The organism is Kocuria cellulosilytica, from assembly GCF_040981245.1.
Classification (GTDB): domain Bacteria; phylum Actinomycetota; class Actinomycetes; order Actinomycetales; family Micrococcaceae; genus Kocuria; species Kocuria cellulosilytica.
Genome location: NZ_JAVFWZ010000003.1, coordinates 77712 through 103115, shown reverse-complemented (window position 1 = coordinate 103115; position 25404 = coordinate 77712). Strand labels below are relative to the sequence as shown.

Below are 25404 nucleotides of genomic sequence, written 5' to 3'. Positions count from 1 at the left end.
GACCGGTCGCGACGCCGTCGTGAGGCACCTCGGCCTGTCACGAAGCAGCGCGGCTTCCCACTGCCGAGTCGATCACGCAGCGGAAGATCTTCAGGGGGATCCGCTATAATGCCGCCGACCGAACCCGCGAAGAAGGACCTGGGATGGGCGAGCTGGAGGCACCGCGGTACCGGGTGCCGTTGCGGCTACAGGGTGTGGACGGCAGGCTGGCGACCTTCGTGGTGCCACCGGAGTTCGCAGAGCACATTGCCTCGGCCACGCCGGCGAAGAACGCATGGACCCGGGACTTCAACACCGGTCTCGTCGGCGGGGTCCGCATCGATCGATCCACCACGCCGCCGACCGTTGTCAGCTACCTCACCCGGCCCTTGAAGCAGGTCGACGTTGCCGGCGAAGGATGGGTGGCGCTGCTCCGGCGTGACACGCGCCCCCGGGCCAAGAGGCCCTACCAGTTGGTCTCCGTGACGCGCAGCATCGGTCAGGGCAAGGCCAAGAGCTCGAACGGCGACCCGGCGCCGGTCGCGGTCCACGTTGCCCCGCCCATGGCCCTGGACGACCGGATCTGATGTCCTGGCCCCATGGGCGCACCGCCCATGGGCCCGGTTGAGGGGAGACGGCGATGCCCGACGAGGAGGTCTTCGTCCCCTACGGCCCCACGCACTGGGCTGCTCTGGGCGTCTGCGTCCTCGGGGCTGTGCTCGTGGTGATGCTGGGACGCCGCCTTCGGGGTTCCGGGGCCGAGGTGGTTTTTTCTCGTGCCTTCGCCGCGGTGCTGACCACGTACACCGTGACGATGCTCGTCTACCGGTCGCTGCCGGGCAATTTCGACGTCCACATCTCTCTGCCGGTCCACCTCTCGGACGTCGCGTGGATGGTCGCTGTCATCGCCCTGTGGACACGGGTCCGCTGGGCGACGGCGCTCACCTACTACTGGGGACTGACTCTCAACCCGCAGGCCATCCTCACCCCGGCACTCGACTCGCCGGACTTCCCCCACATCGACTTCGTCGACCTCTGGGTCCAGCACATCCTGGTCCTCTGGGCCACCCTGTACCTGATCTGGGGACGCGGCGGCCGGATTGACTGGGGCAGCTACCGCCTGGCCATGGTGGTCACCGTCACGTGGGCCATGGCTGCCTTCGGACTCAACAGCTGGCTGGGGACCAACTACGGCTTCCTCAACGGCAAGCCGGACAACCCCTCGATCCTCGATCTGCTCGGGCCCTGGCCGTGGTACCTGCTGGTGGAGTTCCTCGTCATCGCCGTGGCTTGGGCGCTCATGACCTGGCCCTGGACGATCCGGCGAAAGAGCGCAGCCGAGCCCCAGGTCGGCGCGGAACGCTGAGGCAGCACGGCACCAGGGCATCGAGTCATGCCTGTCGACGACGGCGGTCCGGCCCACCTTCCCGAGGTGGGCCGGACCGCCGTCGTCGTCCTCATGGCTCAGGCCGGGATGTGAGACGCCGACCTGAGTGAGCAATTGCCCAGGAACGGGCACCCCGGACTTCCGGGATCGGCGTCGCTGGGTCACGCTCCTGGCGGCATCAAGTCATGTGAGCATTTCACGATGCTCGGCGGATGCCTGCACGACATGTCATCGTGGCAGCTCAGCTGCATCTGTACTCACCTGTGACGCGCCGCTACCCGTTGTCGTCGCCGCGGACCAGTTCAGCCCGCGATCCGGCGTCGTCAGCAAACGCCGCGGCAGTCGGATATGTGGTGACACTGGGGTCACATCGCTCGGACACGTCGGGATCTCACCCGGGATGTGAGGCACCGGGCTAACTGGCCAATGTGGCCAGTCCTGAAGTCCCGAAATCTAGGCATTCTACTCACATCGGACATGGGCTCGACGACCCGGCTTAGACCTGGTCTCATAACTTGATCTGTCGCTGCTGGTCCTGTCCCGGGGCGTTCAAGAGTCGATCCCGGAGGCCGACGATGTCAAGAACATCATCGGTGCTGCCCAGGTGTGGGATCCCACCGAGCAGTTGACGGACCTGATCGCTGACGGGCACATCACCGACGCCATGACCTTGGCCGCCTACCACCATTGAGCTGCCGGCTCACCCGCTACCCGAGGTCATCTCCGGCGGCGGGATGAGGCCAAATCGGCCGATCAGCTCGGGCATCGATTCGAGATCCATCTCCAGGGCGTACCGGTCGCAAGCGGCCATGAACCGTTCCATGTCCATCTCCCGCTCGGAGGTGTAGTACTCGGCGATCTCCACGAAGAACTGCTCGAACCCGGCCGGGGAGATGATCTCCAGCAACCGGGCCCGGTCCTGTCCGGGGTTCCAGAAGGCGTGCCACTGCCCGCGCGGCTTGAGCAGCAGCTCCCCGGGTCCGGCCTCGTAGACGTCCTCGCCCAGCATCACGCCCATGCGACCCTCCAACACCACCGTGTACTCGTCCTCCCGGGCGTGCCGGTGCAGCGGGGCACCCAACTCTTTAGGGTCAAGGTAGTGCTCCACGATCGACAACCGGCCCTCGGTCAGTTCGGCAGGCAACATGGTCCGGGCGGTCAGCTGGCCCATCAGCGCGGTGTGCCCGGCCTCGGGACCGACCGGGCCGTAGACGGTGGTGTCCATGCCCCTAGGATCGGCCCGAGAGGCCGGGGGCGGGCTCATCCACGAGGGCATCGTGGTGCAACCGAGACCTGGCGACAGACCGTGACCACGACTGGTACACGACTGGTACCGGCGCCGCATAGATGGAGCCCATGATCATCACCCCGCCGGCACCGCGGCCCACGCACCCGATGCGCTACGTCTTCCCGGTGACGATCACCCACCTCGACACGGCTAATGGCTTGCCCACCGAGACGCTCGATCCACGCACTGAACATGCGCTGGCTCGTCGACGGCCGCGGCACCTGCTGGCCGGCCGGGTCCAGCTCCGACTCGTTCATCGTGGAATACCTGTGGCAACAGTCAGTAGCCGGAGGAGTCCGCTTGAACCTGGCCTCATAGCTCGGTTGCCTGACGCAGCCGACGGACGTTGATGAGGGTGACGGCGAGCAGGAGCAGCGGGAGCAGAGTTGCTTCGGTGCGGTCGTAGCGGAGCCCGAGGCGCTTGAACCGCAGGACCCAGGAGATAGTTCGCTCCACGACCCAGCGGTGCCGGCCCAAGTGGGTCTTGGCCTCGATCCCGCGCCGGGCGATGCGGACTTTGATGCCCCGCCGATGCAGGTAGCGGCGGCACCTCGGATAGTCGTAGCCCTTGTCCGCGTGCACCTTCTCCGGCCTGCGGCGGGGCCGGCCCGGACGACCGCGCCGGCCGCGCACACTCGGACTGGTCTCCAACAGCGGCTCGAACAGTCGGCTGTCATGGGTGTTCGCCGCGGACGCCAGCACGTGCAGTGGCAGCCCGGCTGCGTCGGTGAGCAGATGGTACTTCGTGCCCGGCTTCCCGCGGTCGGTGGGGTTGGGCCCGGTCAGCTCGCCCCCCTTTTGGCCCGTACGGACACCGCGTCGATGCTGGCCCGCGACCAATCGAGGATCCCCTTCTCGGAGAGTTCCTCGAGCACGGCCCGGTGCAGCCTTTCCCACACCCCGGCCTCTTGCCACGCGCGCAGCCGGCGCCAGGCGGTGTGCCCGGACCCACAGCCCAGGGCTGGGGGCAGGTCCCGCCACCGGCATCCGGTGTGGAGTACGAACAGGATCCCCTCCAGGGCCGCACGGTCCTCGATCCTCGGTCTACCACCGGGGCCTCGTGGCGGTGGCTGGGGCGGGATCAGCGGGGCGATCAGCTCCCACAGACGGTCATCGAGCATCCACGACTGAGTCCTCGTCGTCATGCTGGCACTGTGAACTACCCAGAAGCGAGTGGGCAACGACAGACCGGGTTTTGAGACCAGGTCTTAGTTGACCATTCCCGAACCCTCCGACACCGTCCGGCTCCAACCGTTCAAAAGTTCATACTGAGCCAGCGACAGCGTTGCCAGCGACCCACGCAAGGCTGAAGGTCGGGCACCGCTCCGGTCGTCACTTCATTCCGTGGACCAGCCTGGAGCTCGACGCGTCGACTGCCAGCCAGTCGGCCAGGTCCTGTTGTTCGTCCTCTGAAGGAGAGAACCCCGCCAGGGAGGCCTGTCCAAGCACGCTACTGAACACAGCGCGGCCGATGGCGGACGCGTCAGGGGCCCGGTCCGCACTGAGATCGGCGCCCCCGGTACGGGCACCTCGAATAACGTAGAGAAGTGCTCTCCGGGAGACCTCGACGCCCAGTTCCCCGGCGCGGCCCCTGGACCACTTCGAGGCCTCCGAGAGGTTGAAGTCGAACTCATAGGCATACTCCGAGAGCACCTTGAACACGATGGGCCAGTGGTCCTGCGGCAGCCGGGGCATCTTCGCGACGTCGCAGAATCGAGTGATACCCGGCGGAAGCGGCGCCGAGCCCTCCGGCGGATCACTCAGGCCAGGCTGGACGGGTTCGGGCGCCGGGTGCCTGGCCGAGTCCCAGAAGTGATGCGATGAGAAGTTGAGGTTGGGCAAGCCGATCCGCTCGACAGCCTTCCGAAACGTTCCTCCGCCGAACCACCGGGTACGTGTGACGACTTCACCCAGATCTGCGTGGATCCGGCTGGCGAGGCGGGCGCAATTGATGGGCACCTCGGAGGACTCGTAATCGCTGCGCACCACCTCGCAGAACTCCCGCCATGCCTCCTCGTCGTTCGCCCGGCCCCCGGGAGCGGCGTCCCCTGCGACGCTGTGTACTTCCAGGATGGCCGCAGCTTCCTCAGCGACGTCACCCTCCGACTCCTGCGCCGGGGCCATGAGGTCGAAAAGGTCCTGCTCATCGAGGTACTGGTCGGCCAGGGCCTCATATGCCACAGCCGTCGAGCCAGTGGCGATGATTGCGGTCCTGCGGTCATGGGCGCGCAGCACCTGGAGCAACGGCGTGAAGTCCGCGTCGCTGGAAGCCAGCACGAACTCGTCATAGCAGATCTCGTGCTGTAGAGCGGTCATCACGTCGATCACGATGCGGATGTCCGCTCCGTTCTTCGCCCCCCGCGTGAGACTCGGGCAGTCCACGACCTCCACGCCGGCCTGAGTAAAGAATGGCCGGAACTTCGAAAAGTACAGCCGCTCCCCCGGTTGCAGGGGGTGGGCGATGCTGCCGGACGGGTTCATGTAGCAACGAAGTACCAGCCAGCGGCGGACATCGTCAGCGTCATGCCTCGCCAGTCGGTGGATCCACGCGGACGGCCGTTCCGCTAGTTCGAGGGCTGCTTTCGGGTCACTACCGAGCAACCCGCTGAAGAAGTTGTCGAAGTCTATGAACATGGCGGATCTGCGGTGGCCCATGGCGTCCTCGCGATTGGGTGAGCTGCACTATGTGCATTAGCTAATCACTTGCAGTAGCCCCCGAGGTTGCTACTTGGCCGCGGCGCGCGCAGATGTACCGTCAAAACTCCGACAGGACTTCCATCTACTCGACTGCGTCAGTCAGCCACGCAGATAAGAGGACCCAACGGCCTACCTGAAGAATCGGTCGCTTGGACAGCTGCTCACACCGCGCATTCCGAACCGCCACAGCGCTCGAGGGCGCACACACATACGGGTTAGTGTCCGGGGCCATCAAGTGCCGACGGTGACCATCGGACGCTCCGTCGTGACTGCCCCACCATCGAGTGTCACCTGATGGTGCGGCAACCCCGGTGGTGTCAGTGACACGTGTGGGCAAGCTCAGTGGTCAGTCCGAGTACCGCGCCCAAGGGGGGTAATGCACGCCGGTGGCACAGCCACTCATGGGATTTTCTCCGGCGCTTCAGTTTCGAGCCACCACCGACTAGCTCAAAGACGTGTTGGGAGGCGGCCTAGTTCCAGGCGATGCCCGGAGTTGGACGGCGTCGACACGCCTCTTCACAAATGCACACATAGTGGGTTCGTGGTCACGGCAACAATAAAGTACGTCTTGGCTCAGCCGACGCGGCGCTCGATGCCCCCACCAAAGGCGCCACAGCCCTGCTCGCCACACCGGCCTGCCAGCCAGTGAATAAGGCGGAGCGTGATTGCCAACCTGCTCGTTGAAAAAATCGGCGGCGACTGGGGCTGCATCTTTCCACGACGCCGACACTACCCGTATCTGGGGACCGCAACCTCGACAAATTTGGCACCGTCCGCGCCTGCGTCCGCCTCGTAACCAGGACCGAGGCTCTGATCCCCACCACTCGAACTACAAACTGAGGAGCACCATGGACCCCTTGACCGTCGATCAGCGCGAACTTCGCCTCTACCACGCCGCGCAGAAGTACACCGCTGGGAAGTTCCCAAGTTGGAAGTACGAAGTTCGCTCCCAGACGCCGACGATGATGGTCCTGGTCCCGAAGTGGCGGAGGTGGCTTTTCTTCGTCGACCTGCTCTTAGTCCTGCTCACCTTGGGCCTATGGCTCTTCATGGTGCTCATCGAGTGGGCCTGTGGCCTGTACTCCACCTTGCGCCTGTCAGTGGATGTGACCGGCACGGTCCACGTCGCCGGACGTTCCCCGCTGATGAGGTTGGCCGATAACGCCAGCGTCTGGGCCGATAAGGCCAGCGTCTGGGCCGATAAGGCCAGCGTCTGGGCCGATAAGGCCAGCGCCTGGGCCGATAAGGCCAGCCGCGCAGCTAAAAGCTAATGCTGGCGGAAATCCGCACCGAGCGCGGCGCTTTCACCGGCCCCCGCATCAAGACCATCTTCAAGGATGCCCCTCCTCAGGCGCAGGCGCCACCGGCTTCGTATGTTGCGCCGACCACCGCGCTTCCCGCCGCTCCCGACGCCGTTCCAGCCATGGGCTCAGGTCGGTCGCCGTGAAAAGCACGGTGCCACTCAGCAGCCGCCCCTCGTCTGCGAACGCGCGTGCCAGGTGGCTTGGCCGCCAGTCGGGGTCGATTCCGATGGTCAGCACACCGTCCGGGACAATACCCACTGCCCTAACGCCTGGTCTCAGAACCTCATCGGTCGTTGCTCGCAGTAGCTAATCACTTGCAGTAGTCCCACAGTCCGCAACTCGGCCTTGGCCCGTCCAAAGAGGGGGTCCGGCGGGCCGTTCAGCGGGTGCGGTGATGCGGGGTGCCTCCCGGCAGTCAGAAGGGGGGGGGGTCTAGCTGGTAGCGGCGTAGTTAACCTGGCGGATCTCTTGGGCGATCCGGCCGCGGTCGGAGACCTTCCGGCCGTTCTCCTGGGCCCAGGCCCGGATCTTCGCGGCCTCCGGGTTGTCGGCCGCCGTGGTCCGCGCCCCGGCGGCGCGGGCTTGCTTGACCTGCTCCTGCTGCCCGGAGGAGATGACGGGGTGCAGCGTTTCCCGGAGCTTCTTCGCGTTCGCGCGGTTGAGGTCGATCTCGTACTGCTTCCCGTCCAGGCTGAACTGAACGGACTCGTCAGCGAGACCTCCGTCGAGGTCGTCCTCCAGAATCACCATCACGCTCTGCGCCACTGCTTCCCCTTTCCGTTGATCTCAACATCGTTTGAGTGAGAACCCGCTCAGGATTCGCGCCCAAGGTGTTCTCCAACGCTTTTCGGTGCGAGAGTTGACGTTTCGGATAAAGCATTACACGAAAAGCCTTCGCCCCAGGCCCCACCGCTGGTGACGAGCCGTGAGCGAAGCACGGCCATGGCTTTGTCGGCTCGATTACCTGCTGAGGGTCGACGAGTTCGAGGCCGATGGTGTTCACGAGTGCATACACTGCAACCATGCGCATCTTCGACGCTTCATTCGACTACAAGACCGACATTCCTTATGGGAGGAAAAGTTCCGACCCGGACAGTCTCAGCCCGAGGCTGAGGGCCGACCATGAGTTGCTGTGGACCAAGGAACTGAACTCCGGCGTCCTTTTCGCCCCGACCGTGCCACCGGGTCGCCGAGACGGCTACCTCATCTTCACTGACGCCTCCGGGGACAGGCATTGGTACGGCAGCGATGCCATCACCAACTCCTACACCCGGTGGATGCGTCCCAAGGCCCTGGCCGCCGCCGTCGCCTCGCTGGACGAGGGTCAGCGTTCCCGCTACCTCAACCCGCCGTACACCATCGACAGTGCGATGATCTGGCCGGTCAGGATGAAGGACCGGCCCACCATGAACCAGGCGCGAGGGACTCGTCTGCGGATTGCTGACCGGATGGATCTCACTCTCGAGTGCATCCGGCGTCACTACGCCGGAGAGCCTCAGAGCCCCCTGGCCGATGTCATCACCGCTTATGCGGATTTCTTCGCGCTCTTCGACGGGTTCCCTGAGTTCGTGGACTTCTTCCACTTCCAGGACCTCGTGACGCCCGACTATGCCGAGGTCCGATTCTATCTGCCGTTCGACAACTTCGAGCGTTCCGGAACACCGGTCACACCGGAGGAATACGTGGAGTACCGGGAAGCCGTCCTGGAGTTCATCGGAAAACGGCGGCGTCGGATGGCCCAGTGGGTAAGGAAAAACCGCCCCGATATTCAGGTGCTCGAGTAGCCCCCGGTCAAAAGCATGTCCCCCGCCGCCCCAGTCCCGGTATAGCGGGGGACGGCTTTCCCCGTGGCGGATCGGAAAGACCCGGGCGAGCGTCCTGGTGCCCTACGGTGCGCGCTGGAGGGGCCAGTGCAGCACCCGGGAGAGCAGATTCAGCTTGAACAGCTCCTTTTCGCTCAAATTAATACACTTGTGAGGCGTGGATCAACTTGGCCAACCTGCCCAAACATTAGGGCCCGCCAATCCAAGGCGGCCGTCACTCACGGCACGGAGCCAGGACCTTGTCATAGTTGGTCAAAACCCGACAGACGCAGGCATCCCCTCAAGCGAAGACGGTGTTAGTTTGCAGCTACTCCCCTCTCGGACACAAACCGCGTATGATATCGACCGCCACGACTGGGAAGGCTTGGTGGGTGAGCCACGGTTTTCCGATTCTCAGATGGCCTTAGCCACAAAATGCAGAATGCAACCATAGGTGGCGTCGCCAAGCAATTCTACCAAGCCTCAATTTAGCAACTATGCGAGCAAATTTCGAAAATTACTAAAGTCCACGAGACCACTGTCCATCAACATGGGGACCAGTCATACCAAAAGCGATCATGAGCTCGGTCGCCGACATATATCGCCTTATTTCCACCCCGCTCGATTCATCACTAAAAACAACTTCTTCGCAAGAAGGTTCTCCTGTGTACATCAATGACGGAGTGACCACCACTCCGACAATATTATCAAAAGAACTTAGGTCGTAATTCTGTCCAACTCGATGGCTTTGTAGGTATTTCATTTTTTCAGCCCAACGGGAACACGCGTCTTTCACTTTACTCGCCGCGTTTCGCACGGTTCGGAAATCACCTGCATCATACTCCCGAAGGGTGGGATAGTTTTTGCAGTCAATACCAATAAGTGTATTTCCCAAAACAGCTATAGCATCCAAGTCAGTGATTGGTCTGCCTAAATCTAGCAAACTTTTCCCACGCATCTGCCTTACTTTGCTATCAGGGGCGAAAATGGACATATCAATCACATTTTGCACGTCCAATTCAAATCGATCAGCGGGCCCATTAACCGTTTCGCCACCACTAGAGATGCCGAAACGAAACCGCTGAATCAATTCTTCCGAAAGCGCATACAAATCGATTATTATATCGCCACCTTCAAGCCGGCGAACGAGGGGACCCGGGGCCGAAATACCTCCGAAATCATACAACCCTAGTACCAAAGGCATGATATCTGAGGATTTTTGGGGAACTACGTCCTGGAGGTAATTTGGCCATATCTCAGGGGAGCATATGTCATCGAAATTTGCAGCCAACCACTCCTCGAGGGTGGAGTTAAAAATTATCCATCCTCTGGCCATCCCGGCATGAGGGTCTTTGGGCATTCCTGGTGTCAAATTGAACCGAGTGAGAGCCGAACCGAGGATTACAAGAGCCGCAACTTTGGTGGCCTCATCGCGACCAATACTTGCACTAAGGGAAGCGCCGTCATAGTGAGGAGATACATAAAGTAGCATCAGTTTGAAGTTCAGAGTTTTCTGAAAATTTAACTCGAGAGTTTTTTTTGCTTCAGGTTTCCCTTGGCCCGCTGGAACAGCCCTAGAGGCTACAAAAATAGTATTGCCCTTAGTGCTCTTCGCCGCCTCGTCCTCGGTGGGTATTCTGCGGAGCATAGGATGCCAAACATTCAGTGGACCATCCATGCTTCGAAAATCCAGTAGGTGAAGCGCAGTATCTATAACAGAATTTGGCACTAGGCTTGGAATGTCATCGTCACATACTTGAATACTTTGTCCTTTTACAACACGTCTTTGCCATGAATAAAGTGTCTTAAATTCTCCGGAGATCAAAAGAACGCGTGCGAGATCCGACATCATTGTGTCTGTAATATCGAAACTTAATAATGAGCCAGATGCTCTCCGGCGGAATTTCGTTTGAGTTGATTCGCCTGTAAGATTTTCGGCAATTCTAATAACTTCCATTGCCGTGCTTGCTAGATCCCCATCGGAAACAAACTGCAGATCGACACGACGAAGCATCCATAACCATTGCGCCGCGGGGTATTTGTTCAGCAAGGAATACTTGACTTTTCTCGCCAGAATCCTGCGCAGGTTGTTCAAATATGTGCCGCCTGCGATGGGATCTAGTGGCCCGTCTTTGAAGTGGTTGGTCGGTTGGCTTTCTTGAGGATCTCGGTGCTGGTCTTGGTCCACACAAAGGGGTGGCAGCGGTCGTTCCACCCGGTGACGAAGGCCCGGATCTTCCGGTTGAGCTCGGGCACCGAGGTGACGTCGGCCCGGTGCAGAGCCTGACGCTCGATGATCCCGAACCACACCTCCACGAGGTTCAACCAGGAGGCCGAGGTCGGAGTGAAGTGCACCTGGAACCGCGGGTTTTCAACCAGCCAGGCCTTCACCTCAGGCGTCCTGTGCACCGCGTAGTTGTCCATCACCAGATGCAGCGGTCCCTCCGGGTAGGCGCGGGCGACTTGTCTGAGGAAGGCCAGGAACTCCTGGCGCCGGTGTCGCGGCTTGCACGCGGCGGTGACGTGGCCGGTGGCGATCTCCAACGCCGCGAACAGGGTCGAGGTCCCGTGCCGGACGTAGTCGTGGGTCCGAGCCGCCGGCTTCCCGGGCTGCATCGGCAGCCCCGGGGAGGTGCGCTCGAGGGCCTGGATCTGGGACTTCTCGTCCACGCAGAGCACGATCGCGTTCTCGGGCGGGGCCAGGTAGAGCCCCACGACGTCGACGACCTTGGCGACCAGCTCGGGGTCGGTGGAGAACTTGAAGGTGCCCTCCCGCCAAGGCGCCACCCCGTACTCCCGCCAAGCCTTGGCCACGGTACTGTGGTCGATCCCCAGCCGGGACGCCAGCAGCCGGGAGGACCAGTGGGTGACCCCGAGCTTCTTCGGCGGTGGCCGCAGCGTGGCGGCCACGATCGCCCGGTGGTCGATCCGCCGCGGACGCCCGGACCGGTCGTGGTCGGCCAGCCCATCGATCCCGGCCGCGTCGTAGCGGGCCCGCCAGGCGATGACTGTGGTGCGGGTGGCCCCGACCTTCTCGGCGATCTCGGTGTTGGAGACCCCGTCGGCGGCCAGCAGCACGATCCGCGCCCGCTGCGCCAGCCCCGCCCGGACAGAACTCGAATGCACCAATCGGCTCAGCTTCTCCCGGTCGCCTTCCCGCAAGAGCAACGGGGCCGCAGGATGGTTTGCCATGACCCATGATCCCACCCCGTCAAGCGTTCAAGCAGTTCACAGACGGGCCACTAGAATTTGCCCGGAAGCATAGCCTGTTGGCAGAGCAGTTTTGATGAGATCGGAAACGTAGGATTCATCTGCGCGGCCGATGCGGTAGGAAGTTTTATGCGGTGATCTGAATGCTTTCACAAATAACCCTCATCTGAATTAATCCGGCCGGTTGCAACTTTCATGTGGTTTGACCGAATACTATCAGATTGCCCTGTTGTCCAGAACCGATAAGCTAAGTCCTAAAGTATTTTTTAGGACCGACATCGGGTTGTAAGAGACGCTATGCGACTCAAAACTTGACACGTTGAATTTTCCGATGTTCACAGCGATTTCAACATACAAGACATCTCAAGCGCAAGCACGCGCGTTTAGTTACGGGTAAGAAATTTGAGTTAATTCAACTTCATTGCGCTGAGCATGATGCGTCTTTAGGCAAAACCACTGCGCTGGGCGCACACTCAGTGATAAGTAGTAGGTATGATTTTTTCCTGGGTCGGCCAGTGCTTCATAGAAGAAACATGATTGGGTTTTTCTCCTGGCTTACCATGCAGAGCCCACTTCGGGGGTTTTCGCATGACGATTGACTACAACGTCAGTAACCACTGGGCCGCGGATGAGCCCATGTAGGTGTCGTCGCTAGATCGTCATCATGGTGCCAGCCCTGTGCTTCGGGACAGCCGCACCGATACGTGACAGGTAGATGTCTCTACTGCCTAGGAATCCTGCGCTGCTCGAACTCGACAATCAAATGCCGCAACACCTCCGGATCATCTTTTCCTGACCGGGCGAGCTTTTCCCCCTGCCTAATTTTCAGCGGGGAGTACGGCCGTGCAATTATGTCATTCTCGGCGACTGGAGAGCATTCGCCTCGAATCTCTGGACCGCACTACATAGCATTCCGCTTCCCCAGCCAAACAGGTTGATTACCGCTGCAACGAGGCCAGCTCAGCGGTGCAGGTGCATCCGGAGGATCCGGTCCGAGACCCCGACCGGTTCGGGACCGGACCACCGTGCTTTGGGCACCGGCCACGCCGCTTCGACACGGCGCTGGAAGCCCTCCACCCCGACCCGGTCGAGATAGTCGGCCACAACGAGGAATCCGACCGTGTCCCGGCCCTGGACCACTGGGCCCGCCCCGGCCAGGTGCTCCTGGAGATTCTGGAGCTTTTTCAGGCCCGAGTGCAGGCTCCTAGAGTCGGTGACGGTCAGGACGTACAGCACGGCTCCCGGCGCTCTCGGGTATCGGTCGTAGTGCTCCACGACCTGCTGCCACCATCGCTCGTAGCCCGGAGGCAGGCCAGCGATGCAGACGGCCGAGGATGCGTATTCCGCCCCGAAGGCCCGCAGAAGCGCAGGGACACGAGCACGCCCGGGTGTCCATCTTGACGAGTAGGACCCGGTGGAAACCCCGTGCCGCCGTTGCCCATCCAGCAGGTTCGCGTGAGCGTCCCGGGCTTGGCGAATCAGTGCTGCCGCCCTGGACCGGTGCCCTGCCAGCGCGGTCACACCGGCGTACGCCGCGGCGAACCCGGTTACCGCCAGGTTGCCCGCCACAATGAAGGCCGAGACGGCGGCCGGCAAGTCGAAAGGCGTCATCTCGGCCTCGAAGGCCATGGCAGCTGCCAAGGCCGCCAGCGGGGCCAGGGCCCCGTACCGCTGGTCGATGCGGACCATGGTGACCACCACCCACGCCGCCATTGCCACCGTCCCCACAACCAGAAGGCCCACGAGCGCAAGCTGGAACGGCTCCGAGTCGACCAGCAGTTCCAGCACCGCCCCCACGGCCAGTGCCGCTCCTGCCAGAAGAAACCCGCGAAGCAGGCGTGGCGGCAGAATCTTCCGCAGGAAACCGGACTCCGGATCGAAAGGGCGGAGGAACGTCAGGTCGTCAACGAACAACTTCGCCATGCCGGCCAGGACGCTGAGCACCAGCACGGCCATCAGCACTGCCACGCCCGAGACGGCCACGAACAGCCCGGCCCGCGCGGCGACGGCCACCACACCGAGGTCCAGGCCGTACCGCTCGTTCACCGGGCCAGCACCCCACACACCCACAGCGAGGGCGCTGACGCCCAGCACGACCCACGGGAGCCGGCGGACACCCCACCGGGCCGATCGGGATTCGAGGAAACGGTGGGCTGACGAGCCGCCGAACCGGTGGCCAGCCCACCGCCACAGCAGGGCGCGCACGAGGTGGTCATCACCCCGCAGGCCCAGCCCCGTCGTCGTCAACGCCGAGAATATGTAGGCGGCGATGACGGCCGCGGCCACGACGACAACGGGGCGCACCCCCGCAGGCATCAGGTCCAGGGGCAGGTCGAAACCCATGGAGGCGCCCAGCGCGGCCGTCGGCACGGCGACCAGCACGCGGGCGAGGACGACCTTGCGGAAAACCCCCCTCAAGGTTCTGTGGCCCCTGTCCGTGACCTGCTGCTGCCCCACCGTCGCCCCTTCCCTGAACTCCCCGACCAGTGAAGCAGACCCCTCGGACACCCGGGCCTCACCCCGGCAGGCGGGCGGCCCGGGACAGGGCGCGCCCAACGGCACAGGTCAACAGGACCTCATCTCGGGTTTCGACGCATGGTTGGATACAGACAACCGCTTACGTGCCCTATGCCTTGTCGCCGCGGATCACCTCGGGTTGGGTGCGCGCGTCAGTGAACGGGCGCCCCTAACGCCCTGTCGGGGCTGGCAGCATCATCTCGATCAACGACCATATAGTGCGCCTCTTTATCCATAATCAAAGCAATCTCCGCCGCTGTGTGGCAGACGACTTCCATATCGCTAGCAACAGGTCCGAGCGCGCTGACAAGGGTCGTTACTGATTTGTGGAGCAGGATGCGCTTGGGCTCATCGCCCCTTATGCCAGTATCCGCTCGGCCGTCGAAGTCCGCGCGCCCGCAGCGTACCCCTCAGCGCTTCAAGATGAGTGGGCGCCTCAATGGGTAGGGACGCAGCCAGCGATAATCTGGCAGCGTGATCTGTCGCTACCACCTCAAGTGCCACGGCTGTGGCGAAGTGTTTGTCGCGCGGCTGGGTGTGGAGCCGACCCGGGGAACGAGGTTTTATCTTCCGTGCCCGCATTGCCGTCTACCGATCCGGGGATCGATGTCGGGTACCGAGCTTCAGAACCACCGGATCGACATCGAATGCGAAGCGTTAAACGGCTCCAACCTAGAGCTTCCCGGTGGGCTCGTCGTAACCATCAACCCCTTCGTACCATCGCTCTACGAATCCGATTCGTTCACTCCGACCGGAGCCTTCCCAACGATGACGCTCGTGCAGATTCTCGGCCACGTCACATTCAGCGAGTTCGAATCCGAACGACATGCTGCGCTCGATGCGGTCCAAGCCTTGTGGCCTCAGGTTCGCATGCTGTTCCAGTACTACCTTCAGGGCAACACCCTGATGTTCGCTCGCATCGCGAAGCAGCAGTTAGGGCTTGACTGGGATCCGAGCACGAACCATGAGCGGACCACGGTCGCTTACCAGGTCCTGGGAACAGCCACGACGATCATCACAGGAGCCACGGGGACCACCAGCGCGAGAGTGATCGGCCGCTTCTCGCGGAAGCACACCGCAGCGATGCACCGGCACAGGAACCACCTCCTGGCGTTTCGACGTCGGGGCCAGACGTCGGCCGCCTTGGAGCGGGATCTTTTCACTGAGCTCAACCGTTTCGTGGAGCATCACGAGTCCTGGGAAATGGGGCTGCTCGGCAGGTTCGTCCGGCCGGAAAAGAAGGACGCCTTTGACGAACTGGTGCTCTACCGAGACGAGTTCTCGACAGTGAGGGACCTCTACCAACACGGTTTCGAGGTCGCCTGCAAGTGTCTCTGGCCGCTCGTTGCGGCTCAGAACACGGTTAAGCGCGGCAGCCCCGATGACTTCGGCGACGTCCACCCCGGTAGCGTGCCCATGAACAAGCGCCCAAAGAGCCTCGAGAAGTTCGACAAGCTGCCCAATGCCTACAAGATCGCGTATGTAGCTCAGGTCCCCGGCTGGGAGTCAATCGCGGATCTACTTAGAAACCGCCGCCGGAACGCGATCGGGCATGCGACAGCGCACCATGACCTCCAGACAGGTCGTGTAGTCAGCGACGCGGATCCCTCCGGGATGACATATCTAGAGTTCCTCAGCGAGACCCTAGGCGTGTTCGAAGCACTTTCGACGCTTGCCCAGGTGCTCAGAGCCAGCCGCGTCGCTTCCTCGCCAGACTTCGATTGTCCTGAATGATGGGACCTCCCTCGGTTCGCCTGACTCCTATCGAGCCATCGGTAGTCGGCGGGCTACGAGATGACATACCTCTCAATGAGGGCGCCGAACCGGGTCGGTCGTTCTGTGAGTCACACCCGTCGACACCACCTTGCCGCGCGGCGTGAACTCCGCGCATCCTGGCGAACCTCGACCGGCTGGAGACCGAGGTACAGGGGCGCCCTCATGTGCAGAATCTCGCCCGATGGCGACGCCTCGTCGAGGCGGGTGACGTCGAGGGCATCCGCGCTGTGCTCGGCTCGGTAGTGGTGAATGGGATCCACCTGCAGGAGGTCTCCCAATGGGCGACTTCCTCACCGAGGCCGAGCGGCTGGCAGCGTTGAACTCGACACGGCGATCTTGACGGTGAGGTGAGATCTACTCCTTGGCCTGGCGTCGTCGCCGGCGCTCGTATCGCTCGAGGGTCTTGGTGATGAGCAGCTGCACGCGGGCTTCATCCGCGTCCTGTTGCTGCTCCCTGTCGTTATCAGAAGGGTTTTCGACGCTCACCACACGGCTCCGAACTCGTCCCGAGCTGCGGCTAGCAAGATCTCAGGATCATGCAGGTGGTTCATGGGTTCGTCCTGCTCCGCGAAAAGGGCCGAACGGGTGCACAACCACATGATGACGTCGTGTACCGGCACCTGGTAGCTCCGGGCAACTCCCAGCAGTGCGGTGATCACTTGCAGGATCTCACCGGTGTCCGCATCGAATTGGAAGTCGGGGCGGCGGTAGGTGCCACCGTAGTGATGGCCGAGCAGGCGGCCCTCGCGGATGAGTTCGACCTCCGTGTCCGTGGCGTCAGCGAAGGTGTGCTTGGACTCGATGCGACGCCACCAGTAGCGCTCCGCTTGCAGGGACCTTGCGTACTGCGGGCTCATTCCCGCGAAGCCTGCAGCTTCGGTGTCAGGCACGTTCCACCTCTAACGCTGCCAGCACTTCGTCGGTTTGGCCGCGCCGAGCCAGGTCGATGGGCCGAGCACCCTTCAGGACGTCGTTGGACCCGTGCAACCATTCCTCCACCACCTCATTCGGCCGTCCCTCACGGGCGCGGGCCAGCACCCTCTGCACCCGCTTCTGCTTGGCGGCCTCGGTGTCCATGGAAACAGTGTGACCGGTGGCCACGGCGGTCGCTACGACATTCACCCCCAGAGAAGACGGAGGCGTAAGTCGCCCTACCGGGTCAGTGCGCCGCGCCACAGTGATGCGGTGGTGATCAGGAGCAGGTGTCGCACTGCCCGGACATGGGCAGCACCGTCCCGCACTCCGGGCACGACGCCTCAGGTGCCGATGTCCGCTTCGACGTGTTGCGCTCATTTCGATTCAACAGCGCGGCGTACTCCCGTGTGGGTATCGGTCGCGCCTCCGGTGGGACGTCGGCTCCGAAGTGGTGATAGCACTTGAGCCGTTCCTGGGCTGCAACCCATTCCAAGACTTTGGGCTCTTGTGTGGCGGGAAGGCCGATCTTGGGGAGCCAGGCGCTGAAGCCGGGGCCGACCATCCCGGTCTTCTTCTGCACGACCAACGCCGGCAAGGCTGGCAGTCCCTTGGCGTCGCAGTAGTCCAGGACCATGCCCAGGACGTGCCGGATCCAGTAGTCCAGCCGTTGATCCGTGCGCACGTTGGTGCGCTCGAACAAGTGCTCCGCGAGTTCCCCGTAGGCGATGTAGTCGCCGTAGTGAGAGGCGACGTCCTCGAGCTTCGGCACCGTCGCCTCAGCCCAGGTACCCAGCTTCCACTGGTGCGGGGTATCACCGCGCGGAAAGCGATACGCCGACGACGTACTGCCCATGCCTAGTTCCTCCTGTGCGTGCGAGGCGTCAAGCCCCCAACCTAACCAACCAAGAGGAACCAGTTTTGCATTGGCACACCGGTGCAGCTCAAGACTCAATGCTGTGAGTGGCTGAGGATGCGCTGGAGCTCGTTTGAGAGCTCGAGCAGCACGCGTTCCTCCTGGGACCTGTACGGCACCTTTTGTTGGAGCACTTCGACGCACATGACCCCGAGCGAACCCTGCCCCTCCTGTCTCCATCGTTTCTCCTGCGCTCCGGGGACCGACCGTGCGACCCCCTCCCCCTCGAAAGCCGTAGACCCAGTGACGACCTCAAAGCTTGATGCACTGTCGGAGCACAGTTCCCCTGCCACAATGCGACGGGCCAGCACGGCGTTAACCTCCGCGAGCACTTGGGCATCGCCAAACCAGAACTTGTGCTGCCTCGCCAGGTGCACGAGGAGGAGCATTCTGATCTGCAGCTGGTGGCATTCCTGGGCATCGAGGACATGGTCGATGGCTCTGACCAGTGATGCCCACTGCCCCGATCGCATTTCGGAGCGCCGCCTCAACGTATGAGTGCGCCAGAAGAAATAGGCGGCGGCCAACAGTGCGAGCGAGGTCCCAGCCCAAGCCAGGGCGTTGACGTAGTCCAGCCACCACGGCAGCTCAACCACGGAAGCCTCCAACCGGGCGTTCATCCCGTCATCCCCTCCCGCAACGTTCACAGACCGGGGACGTCGAAGGCTGGGGACCACTCAACTCGTGGAGATCGTCGAGAACAGCCGACAACCAGGCCCGCTCATTCTTCGGCAATCCCCCGGCCGTGGCGAGATGGCTCAGCGAACGCCATGCCAATTGCTGCCCAGACGACGACGAGGCCACGACCGCCTCCAGCGCGGACGACACGCGCTTGTCCCAAAGTTACAAACGGTAGAAACGGTAGACGAAAACGGCCGCGACGGCCCATGACAGGGCGGTGAGGAAGGACCAGATCCGCGGGTGCTCAGCCAAGCGGTCCACCCCTTCCCAGAACTCGTCCAAAGCGACGACCACCCACGGTACGCCGGCCACGTACAGCAAGGTCGGGAGAACGACCAGCCCGAGTGGCACGAGCAAGCCCTTACTGGCCAGGAGGGGCGGGACTTAACGGGTGTGGTCATGAGTGGGCGCTCCAGTCGCTCGAAGGACGTTTGTGATAGCCGCCTGCAGGAACAGGTAACAAGAATCATTAGTCGTATTCCGAGCTCATGTGTCCGGACACCGCCGGAAGCACATCACTCCCGCTCATGGTCGCCGTCTTGGGGCCGCGCTCTGAATTGCCATGATGCAAGTACTTCCGTGGAAGGAAGCCCGCAACCAGATCTGTCCCGGGACCGTTGAACCACCGCAGCGGGTCTGTCGGCTTACCCATCCGATGGTCCTTCCGATAGTTCTTTAGGTTCCATCTGCGAGTCAGCAATGTTTGGGGGATCCCCGTGCATGCCTATCTTTTTCCCGTGAGCAGGTGTGGACGGCCAGTCGGGTTGAGCCACTCGGTCTTCTGGAGCACAAAGGGTGCAACCTCCCGCTCGCTTTCGGTCAAGTACAGTTTTCTGTTGCGTGTGACCGGCTGAGCAGGTCCACGACCATTTCTTGTTGCCAGGGACTGTATCTTCAGGTCCAATGCCGTTGTTTCCTCGGTCCCAATCCTTCACCAGCTTCGGGTGTTTCGTGGCAAGGTCGTTCGTGCCGGTAAGCAACTGTCTTCCGGTTTCGACTGGGCAGGTGGGGGTTGCCTGACGGCTTCGGTAGGCAATGCTCAAATGAAATGGGTGGCCGTCAGAACATTGCCACCAAACCTCCAAGTTCATATTGAACTTAACATCAGTCGGCAATAACTCCCCGTTGCGATCTGGGTGCCAAGACGCGGCTAATTCTGGGTGGGTCGTTGCCAAGTCGTTCACACCGGGAATCGGTGCTCGGCCCTTGCACGTAGGGCACAAAGTCTTGGCCGCGACCATTCTGCTGGGAACGCGAGTGAAGGGATGCCCTCGGGGACACCGAAGTGCTATGTACGTCCTGCTGTTTCCGGCGGTTACGGTCGAGGCGGGTGGATTGTCCGCCTCGGGATCCCAGAGAGCTGCCAGGTGCGGGTGGGTGGTTGCCAGGTCATTGTGCCCAGGCCACAGTCCATGGCCGGAACAGCGAGCACATCCGGCTTTCTGCAGGGTGCGATTGGCGATGATGGCGCCGTAGGAGTGTCCTCGGGGGCACAACCACCAGACTTTTCGTTAGATCCGCGCGGACGCTTTTCCGGGGTGACGTCCCCGTTCATGGTTGGATGCCACTCGGCGGCGATGTCCGGGTCTGTATCCGCCAGGGTGGTCAGTCCGGGCACGGGACGAGAACCGGCGCAGACGACGCAGTGGAAGTCCTTGCCTGCGTAGCGGCAGGCATGACCGGGGACGTGACGAAGTGGGTGTCCGTCTGGGCACAGCAATGTCCGAGGTCCCGCGCTGTCCAGGGCGAAACGGTCGGACCACCATCGATAATCGTCACGGTTCTGCGTCCGCAACAGGGCCAACCACTCCCCCGGCTCACCGCCCCAGGCTCCGTCGCCCAGATGACTCGGCACATCCACGAAAGGTATGAACTCGTCTACAGGCGGTGTTCTCCCACTCGCAATGCGTGCCGCAATCGCAGTTGGACGCAACAACGTCCACGCCTGGTCCACCACGGCATCGAGCATGATTTCATTCCAGTTCCTCGCGTAATTGCCCATAGCCGCCAAAATTGATGAGCGAACAACCTGATATGCGCTATCGGGCTTTGTGGCGCTGGCCACGGAGGCCAGCACGTCCAGTGACAAAACCGTGGGCAGAATGCACGCGCTGGCCACTAGCTCCTCTGGCCCACATGTGTCCCACTGACCGCGAGAAACAGCTGATATCCCGCGGCTGATGCAGACTTCCATCAACCGGGGACGCGTTGCTACCTGATCCTGAATGGCGTAGGCGGCGGCGGCTACTGCAACGTCAACTACCGTTCCGTGGGCCTCTCCGGTTCGTCGAGGGGTCCAACGATCGTTTTCAAGGGGTCGGTCCGGTCCAGTCCATAACAGGTGGGTCTGGCAGACATAGCGGCCCGCCGAGGGAACGAGCTCACCGATGGGCCCGCACTGCGGGCAGGAGTGCCAAGCCATTTCCATGTCCCAGGCGTCGCGGCGAAAGGTGCCCTCTGGCATTCGGCACAACTCTTCCAGTAGGTCAGCCAGGTGCGCCAGCACATTTTCAACGCTGAAAGACTTTTGACCGTGGGCGCGAAGCTCGGAGCGAGCCTTGTTGGTCAGCAATCCCTTGGGAGCCTCCAGCAGTTCCTCGATCCGTGCGGCATAGCTGACGACGGTCTCGTCAGAGACCTGCAGAGGCACTAGCCGGGGCGCCAGTGGCGGACGTGAGCTAATCACTGTCACCCTTTCTGTTCGTCTGATTCGTCTTGCGTCGGCTGCGGTTGCTGGATGTTTTTCTTCGAGTCAACGACGTCGCGTTGGGACAGCTCATGTCGTTCAGCCTGCAAGGTGCGTGAAACTCCGCGTAGCCGATCGATGGTGATTTTTTCGTCCTGTAAGTTCCCGTTTTTGATGAGTGTTCGGGCGACTTGGGTGAGAGCGGAGTTCAGCATGCCGACGCTGCCGCCTGTCATCTCCTTCAGGTACGGAGCCAAAACTCGGACGTCCTTCGAGCCGGTGGCGTAAAGCGGCAGGGCTTCGATCATTCCCCCCACCAACGACATCCAGGCGCTTTGATAGTCAGTGACTTCTTCGTCCGAGTAGTCGAAGACCGCAGCACGCGTATAGCGATTCGCGATCTGAGCTCCACGAGATCCCAGTGTGATCGTGGAGTGTTCGAGGTCGATGCCGGCGAGGATCAGTGTCGCGTCTACTTCATCGCCGAGGCGCCGTAAGGCATCGGCAGCCGATTCGGCCCGGTCCGCGTTGTCCAAGTTCTGGACCTCGTCGATGGCAAGCAGATCGATCTGGGATCTGTTGATGCCGTTGCGCACCATAGTCGCTAGTTCAGGCTCGTAGGTCCCAGCGGTGTAAGGGATGCCTAGATAGTCGGCTATGGCCTGGTAGATGCTTTTTTGGGTACCGCTGGCTGGGATAGCGATGTAGGCGACGGGTATTTGCCCGCTCTGCATGCACGTCGGCTCCTCTCGGAGGATCACGCCCAAGACGCTGCCCAGCACGGTATGTATGGCCGTAGTTTTCCCGTAGCCGGAGGGCGCCGAAAGGAAGGCACCGCACCCTCCGCCGCGACGAGCGTGATTTTGGTCCATGAGCTGATCAACGGTGTCATCAAGGTTTCTGACGGTACGGCTCCTGACGGTGATGCCGCGGCTCAGGTATGCGTGGCGTTGCTCGTCGTAGTTCAAGCGCTCCTGGCTACCCATGGCAGTCACTTGGTCCAGGGGAAGGGGCTTGAAAGCCTCGTGGTGGTCCCGGAGCCAAGCGAGGTAGCCGGAGTAATGGTTGCGGTCTCCTCCGCTGCGATCACGGCGCCTGTAGCGGCTCATCAGTCCTCCTCAAAGCCGATCGCATCATCGGCCTCCCAGTCGACGTCGTCCCAAGAGGTCTTCGCGTCCGAGCCGTTGTTCCCGCTGCCTGCGGTATCCATGTCGTCGGCTGGCACGAGCTTGGAGCGCCCAGCGGTTGCCCCGCGTCCCTGGATTTCGGACAGGTGCTCAGCGTCTTCATCCTGCTTGCGCTGGGCTTCTTCACGGCGCCATTGTTTCTGGGCCTTTTCGATGAGGGTGATGGTGTCGCGGATGCCTTGGTCAGGCGCCACAGGTCGGTAGACCTTGGACAGTTCCCCGGCGAGCTCCCACATGCGCTGGGCGTGTGGGGATCGGAGCCTGCGCTCCTTGAGGTGGCAGGTGACGTAGACGTCCTCATCCGGGAGGTGCACCCAGATGCGAGTGGGGTCCGTCGGCTTGAAGTGCACTTCCCACTTGGTCTGCCCGCCGGAGCGAGCATGGCGAAGCCGGTACTTGTCCAGCGCTGGAGAGTCGTACATGCGGTTGTGAATCTGCACCCCGTCTTTCTGGATCGTACGGTGCTTGATAGGCAGCAGCGTGATGTAGTCGCGCTCGCTCAGCGGCACCGGGACGTAGCCGACGAACGGGAACATGGCGGCGTACATGGCGTTGGGGCTCAGTAGGGGTGCCGCGGGTGTCGACGGATTGCGTAAGCCCTCCGTTGGAGTGTTCTGCCACACCTGCGTAATCCAGCGGTCGAACAACCAGATCAGTTGTTCGACCGTCAGCAGATTTTCATTCTCGGGCTTGTAGCCGCGCGCTTCGACCGTGCCGCCGGTCTGGCCGGGCAGGTGCATCACGAACCGGGTCTTGATCGTGGAGAAGACGCTTTCGATGATGGCTTTGTCGGTGGGCGCGCGTGAGGCGGCCGGGACCAGCGTGATGGCGAAGTTGTGGCAGGCGGCTTCGACTACCTTGCCGCGATAGTCACGACCGTTGTCTGTGACGAGGCGTTGGATCATCACGGCAGGTCGAGCCGTATCCCATTTCTGTTGCTCTTCCTCGTCGAAGAGGAAGGCCCATGGCAATGCCATCCGGCGCAATGTCCAGCCGTCGATGATGCCCTCGCCGGTGGGACGTAGAGCGGGGAGCGTGAGTGAATCCGCCAGCATCGTGCCAACATCCAGACCCTTATTTCGCCTTTGGATGCTTGTGGCGAGGATCGATCTGGTGGCCTTGTCGATCATGATGGTCAGCACGACCCAGCCGCGTTCTCCGTCAGGCATCCGGACAATGACGTCGAAGGGCGAACTGTCAATTTGGACCTCCCCGCCGGGCAACAGGGCCGGCCGGGCGTCGAAGACGCGATGGGGCGAGTTGTGCGCGCTCTGACGGTTCTTGGCCGAGCCGGTGGGGTCACGGTCACCAGCCAGTTCCTGGAGCACTGAGATGATCCGGTCCTTGGCCGGCAGCAACGCTGCCTTGTCAGGCCAGCGGTTTTCGAACTCGAGCTGGACAGTGATCCCGAGGTTGTTCCACGTCGTGCTGGACTTCATGACTCGGTCGTCGAGAACTGTTTCACAGAGCGAGATGACCTCGTCAGCCACGCCGTCCAAGGGAAGGTGCAGGCGGGCGGATCGTTTGTCGAGGAGCTCGGCCGCGCCACCTTTGAGGTAGTCGGAGACATGGCGCCTCAAGGTGCGATCCCCCATGGGGATACCGAGGGACTTCAGCTCTTCCAGCTTTGTCTGATATCGCTGGGCTTTGGTGAGGCTCAGGTCGTACTGCGGACGCGGTTCTCCGCCGTCCGGAGGCGTTCCGTCGACCAGCTCCCGCATGTGGTCCGCCAACAGGCAAGCTCGGGCGGCGGAGGGGTTCTTGGCGGCGCTCAGGCTTCCGAGCGACCTGATGGAGTCATCGAGTTGCGGTGTTCGGCCCGTGGCCAGCGTCAGTTCACCGAAGCCCATGCTGATGGCTGCCCCGGTCAGGTCGTTCCGAAGTCCGTAGATCCCCTCACTACTGATCGTCGTGATGCGCCACTCTTCTTCTTCGATCTCGACGATGAGTCCGACTCGGAAGAAGTTCATGACGCCACCTCCGACGCAGCGATCAGCATCTCCTCGAAGATGGGGCCTTCGGAGAGGATCAAAATTTCCCGCATCCAGATCGAGTGGTACAGATGCGGCTTGAATCGCACAGGTGTTTCAGGATCTAGGAAACAAGCCGCTTCAGCGAATGTCTTGGGCGTCCGCAAAAAGTCCATGAGCCGGAGGGATTGCGCTTCTCCTAGCTGGAGGTGGGGTCTATAGAAAGCGCCCAGGTAGTCTAAGTTCTCCGCCTGCCAGCCGCTGAGCCCGTGCATAATCTCGTAGTCCCAGCCCTGGAATTGGCAGATGTCCCGTGTGCGTTCGAATTTATCCCGGTCCTTTTCACGGATTAGTTCTTTCTCGCGTACGTCTACAACAACCCGTGTTCCGTCTAACCGCCGGTAACAGAAGTCGGGGTAGTGCCGGGGGCCTTGCGGGAACACCAGACAGAACGGCTGGGTCGCTATCGCCTCGATCCCCCCGCCGTGTTCGAGCTGCATCAAACAGGAGAGCTCTAGCAGGGACTCGAACCACACCTGCTGGCCCGTCGCGACACACACGTATTGCCCCAGGTAGTGGCGACGGTGCTGATAGTTGGGCGACAGCCGGCATGGCCCGTGGTACTCCGGGGCTACATCCGTGACACGGCGGTGTAACGACCGCTCCTGGGTGTCACCGTCCTCGTCCAGCCACAGCATCAGTACACGGTCAAGGGACTCCACATCGGCAAAAGGATCGTTGCGTAGTCGAACCATGACGATCTCCACTCCGTCCAGGCAAGTTGCATTTGGCCCGATTCAGACACGTGTCGCCTGCTTCCCCACAGACGTCCTATATCCGGCATGGACCTTATGCGTGACAATTTGCCGATACGACAGGCGCGGCAGTCAAGTATCGAGCGACGCGCCAGACCAGGGCGAGTCACATTTCTCCGGAACAGACGTCTTCATATCGCCCGGGGATAAACTCGATTAATTAGCTCATGCCTGCGCCGACGCACTCACGCACATCATGACCGAAGGTCATACACCCCTACATCCCGGCGATTTAAGCGAGTTGCATACTTTCCTCATCAAGGACATAAACTTATTA

21 protein-coding genes and 1 pseudogene are annotated in these 25404 nt (G+C 61.9%); 5 read left to right on the top strand and 17 right to left on the bottom strand.

The window, feature by feature from the left end; translation table 11 throughout:
* Window positions 1-143 precede the first annotated feature (143 nt).
* Together RCG67_RS05575 and RCG67_RS05570 are read left to right on the top strand one after the other, a co-directional pair.
* Entirely contained in the window at window positions 144-566 is a 423-nt protein-coding gene (locus RCG67_RS05575) for a hypothetical protein (RefSeq protein ID WP_368825194.1), read from the top strand.
* Window positions 567-619: 53 nt separating this feature from the next.
* On the top strand, window positions 620-1345 hold the full coding sequence (locus RCG67_RS05570) for a YwaF family protein (protein ID WP_368825193.1): 726 nt from the start codon (window positions 620-622) through the stop codon (window positions 1343-1345).
* 721 nt (window positions 1346-2066) lie between these two features.
* Here RCG67_RS05570 and RCG67_RS05565 read toward each other — a convergent pair.
* The 3 genes from RCG67_RS05565 to RCG67_RS05555 form a co-directional block, all read right to left on the bottom strand.
* Entirely contained in the window at window positions 2067-2591 is a 525-nt protein-coding gene (locus RCG67_RS05565; RefSeq protein WP_368825192.1) for a cupin domain-containing protein, read from the bottom strand.
* A gap of 375 nt (window positions 2592-2966) precedes the next feature.
* A protein-coding gene (locus RCG67_RS05560) for an IS5 family transposase (protein WP_438612646.1) occupies window positions 2967-3775 on the bottom strand; the annotation gives its coding sequence in 2 pieces (ribosomal slippage) (window positions 2967-3454 and window positions 3454-3775; 810 coding nt in all).
* Between the two features lie 211 nt (window positions 3776-3986).
* On the bottom strand, window positions 3987-5309 hold the full coding sequence (locus RCG67_RS05555) for an NYN domain-containing protein (protein WP_368825190.1): 1323 nt from the start codon (window positions 5307-5309) through the stop codon (window positions 3987-3989).
* A gap of 890 nt (window positions 5310-6199) precedes the next feature.
* Between RCG67_RS05555 and RCG67_RS05550 the strand changes: the two genes are divergently transcribed.
* On the top strand, window positions 6200-6622 hold the full coding sequence (locus RCG67_RS05550) for a hypothetical protein (protein WP_368825189.1): 423 nt from the start codon (window positions 6200-6202) through the stop codon (window positions 6620-6622).
* 465 nt (window positions 6623-7087) lie between these two features.
* Here RCG67_RS05550 and RCG67_RS05545 read toward each other — a convergent pair whose 3' ends face one another.
* Entirely contained in the window at window positions 7088-7420 is a 333-nt protein-coding gene (locus RCG67_RS05545) for a histone-like nucleoid-structuring protein Lsr2 (RefSeq protein WP_368825188.1), read from the bottom strand.
* 257 nt (window positions 7421-7677) lie between these two features.
* Here RCG67_RS05545 and RCG67_RS05540 point away from each other — a divergent pair, with 257 nt between their 5' ends.
* Entirely contained in the window at window positions 7678-8439 is a 762-nt protein-coding gene (locus tag RCG67_RS05540; RefSeq protein WP_368825187.1) for a DUF6994 family protein, read from the top strand.
* A 538-nt stretch (window positions 8440-8977) separates the two neighbouring features.
* Here RCG67_RS05540 and RCG67_RS05535 read toward each other — a convergent pair.
* From RCG67_RS05535 to RCG67_RS05525, 3 genes are all read right to left on the bottom strand, one after another.
* Window positions 8978-10552 (bottom strand): hypothetical protein, encoded by a 1575-nt coding sequence (locus RCG67_RS05535; RefSeq protein WP_368825186.1) that lies wholly within the window; start codon window positions 10550-10552, stop codon window positions 8978-8980.
* A 23-nt stretch (window positions 10553-10575) separates the two neighbouring features.
* Window positions 10576-11649, bottom strand: a complete 1074-nt coding sequence (locus tag RCG67_RS05530) for an IS630 family transposase (RefSeq protein WP_368825172.1) — start codon at window positions 11647-11649, stop codon at window positions 10576-10578.
* Between the two features lie 978 nt (window positions 11650-12627).
* On the bottom strand, window positions 12628-14124 hold the full coding sequence (locus tag RCG67_RS05525; RefSeq protein ID WP_368825185.1) for a hypothetical protein: 1497 nt from the start codon (window positions 14122-14124) through the stop codon (window positions 12628-12630).
* A 666-nt stretch (window positions 14125-14790) separates the two neighbouring features.
* On the opposite strand from RCG67_RS05525, the gene RCG67_RS05520 reads away from it, so the two are divergent.
* Window positions 14791-15918, top strand: coding sequence for a hypothetical protein (locus tag RCG67_RS05520; RefSeq protein WP_368825184.1), 1128 nt, complete (start codon window positions 14791-14793; stop codon window positions 15916-15918).
* Between the two features lie 396 nt (window positions 15919-16314).
* Here RCG67_RS05520 and RCG67_RS05515 read toward each other — a convergent pair whose 3' ends face one another.
* From RCG67_RS05515 to RCG67_RS05470, 10 genes and pseudogenes are all read right to left on the bottom strand, one after another.
* Window positions 16315-16446, bottom strand: coding sequence for a hypothetical protein (locus RCG67_RS05515; RefSeq protein WP_368825183.1), 132 nt, complete (start codon window positions 16444-16446; stop codon window positions 16315-16317).
* The gene (locus RCG67_RS05510) at window positions 16443-16850 is read right to left on the bottom strand and encodes a hypothetical protein (protein ID WP_368825182.1); all 408 of its coding nucleotides are present in this window, start codon (window positions 16848-16850) and stop codon (window positions 16443-16445) included. The genes RCG67_RS05515 and RCG67_RS05510 overlap by 4 nt, the downstream gene beginning before the upstream one ends.
* Window positions 16843-17037, bottom strand: a complete 195-nt coding sequence (locus tag RCG67_RS05505; protein ID WP_368825181.1) for a hypothetical protein — start codon at window positions 17035-17037, stop codon at window positions 16843-16845. The genes RCG67_RS05510 and RCG67_RS05505 overlap by 8 nt, the downstream gene beginning before the upstream one ends.
* A 115-nt stretch (window positions 17038-17152) precedes the next feature.
* Entirely contained in the window at window positions 17153-17728 is a 576-nt protein-coding gene (locus tag RCG67_RS05500; protein WP_368825180.1) for a hypothetical protein, read from the bottom strand.
* 95 nt (window positions 17729-17823) lie between these two features.
* Window positions 17824-18384 (bottom strand): hypothetical protein, encoded by a 561-nt coding sequence (locus RCG67_RS05495; RefSeq protein WP_368825179.1) that lies wholly within the window; start codon window positions 18382-18384, stop codon window positions 17824-17826.
* Between the two features lie 729 nt (window positions 18385-19113).
* Window positions 19114-19761, bottom strand: a complete 648-nt coding sequence (locus tag RCG67_RS05490) for a zinc-ribbon domain-containing protein (protein ID WP_438612645.1) — start codon at window positions 19759-19761, stop codon at window positions 19114-19116.
* A 132-nt stretch (window positions 19762-19893) separates the two neighbouring features.
* Window positions 19894-19968 (bottom strand): annotated as a pseudogene (locus tag RCG67_RS05485) (zinc-ribbon domain-containing protein); the annotation flags it as partial.
* Window positions 19969-21157: 1189 nt separating this feature from the next.
* On the bottom strand, window positions 21158-22264 hold the full coding sequence (locus RCG67_RS05480) for a TniB family NTP-binding protein (RefSeq protein ID WP_368825178.1): 1107 nt from the start codon (window positions 22262-22264) through the stop codon (window positions 21158-21160).
* A complete protein-coding gene (locus RCG67_RS05475; protein WP_368825177.1) occupies window positions 22264-24312 on the bottom strand; it encodes a TnsB C-terminal domain-containing protein in 2049 nt (682 codons plus the stop codon). The genes RCG67_RS05480 and RCG67_RS05475 overlap by 1 nt, the downstream gene beginning before the upstream one ends.
* Window positions 24309-25079, bottom strand: coding sequence for a TnsA-like heteromeric transposase endonuclease subunit (locus RCG67_RS05470; protein WP_368825176.1), 771 nt, complete (start codon window positions 25077-25079; stop codon window positions 24309-24311). The genes RCG67_RS05475 and RCG67_RS05470 overlap by 4 nt, the downstream gene beginning before the upstream one ends.
* Between the last annotated feature and the right edge of the window lie 325 nt (window positions 25080-25404).

What these genes read in the sequence shown, in the direction of transcription:
- RCG67_RS05570 (WP_368825193.1), top strand. Translation starts at nt 620, where the DNA reads ATGCCCGACGAGGAGGTCTTCGTCCCCTACGGCCCCACGCACTGGGCT.
- RCG67_RS05530 (WP_368825172.1), bottom strand. Translation starts at nt 11,649, where the DNA reads ATGGCAAACCATCCTGCGGCCCCGTTGCTCTTGCGGGAAGGCGACCGG.
- RCG67_RS05550 (WP_368825189.1), top strand. Translation starts at nt 6,200, where the DNA reads ATGGACCCCTTGACCGTCGATCAGCGCGAACTTCGCCTCTACCACGCC.
- RCG67_RS05540 (WP_368825187.1), top strand. Translation starts at nt 7,678, where the DNA reads ATGCGCATCTTCGACGCTTCATTCGACTACAAGACCGACATTCCTTAT.
- RCG67_RS05480 (WP_368825178.1), bottom strand. Translation starts at nt 22,264, where the DNA reads ATGAGCCGCTACAGGCGCCGTGATCGCAGCGGAGGAGACCGCAACCAT.
- RCG67_RS05475 (WP_368825177.1), bottom strand. Translation starts at nt 24,312, where the DNA reads ATGAACTTCTTCCGAGTCGGACTCATCGTCGAGATCGAAGAAGAAGAG.
- RCG67_RS05500 (WP_368825180.1), bottom strand. Translation starts at nt 17,728, where the DNA reads ATGGGCAGTACGTCGTCGGCGTATCGCTTTCCGCGCGGTGATACCCCG.
- RCG67_RS05520 (WP_368825184.1), top strand. Translation starts at nt 14,791, where the DNA reads ATGTCGGGTACCGAGCTTCAGAACCACCGGATCGACATCGAATGCGAA.
- RCG67_RS05505 (WP_368825181.1), bottom strand. Translation starts at nt 17,037, where the DNA reads ATGGACACCGAGGCCGCCAAGCAGAAGCGGGTGCAGAGGGTGCTGGCC.
- RCG67_RS05575 (WP_368825194.1), top strand. Translation starts at nt 144, where the DNA reads ATGGGCGAGCTGGAGGCACCGCGGTACCGGGTGCCGTTGCGGCTACAG.
- RCG67_RS05565 (WP_368825192.1), bottom strand. Translation starts at nt 2,591, where the DNA reads ATGGACACCACCGTCTACGGCCCGGTCGGTCCCGAGGCCGGGCACACC.
- RCG67_RS05555 (WP_368825190.1), bottom strand. Translation starts at nt 5,309, where the DNA reads ATGGGCCACCGCAGATCCGCCATGTTCATAGACTTCGACAACTTCTTC.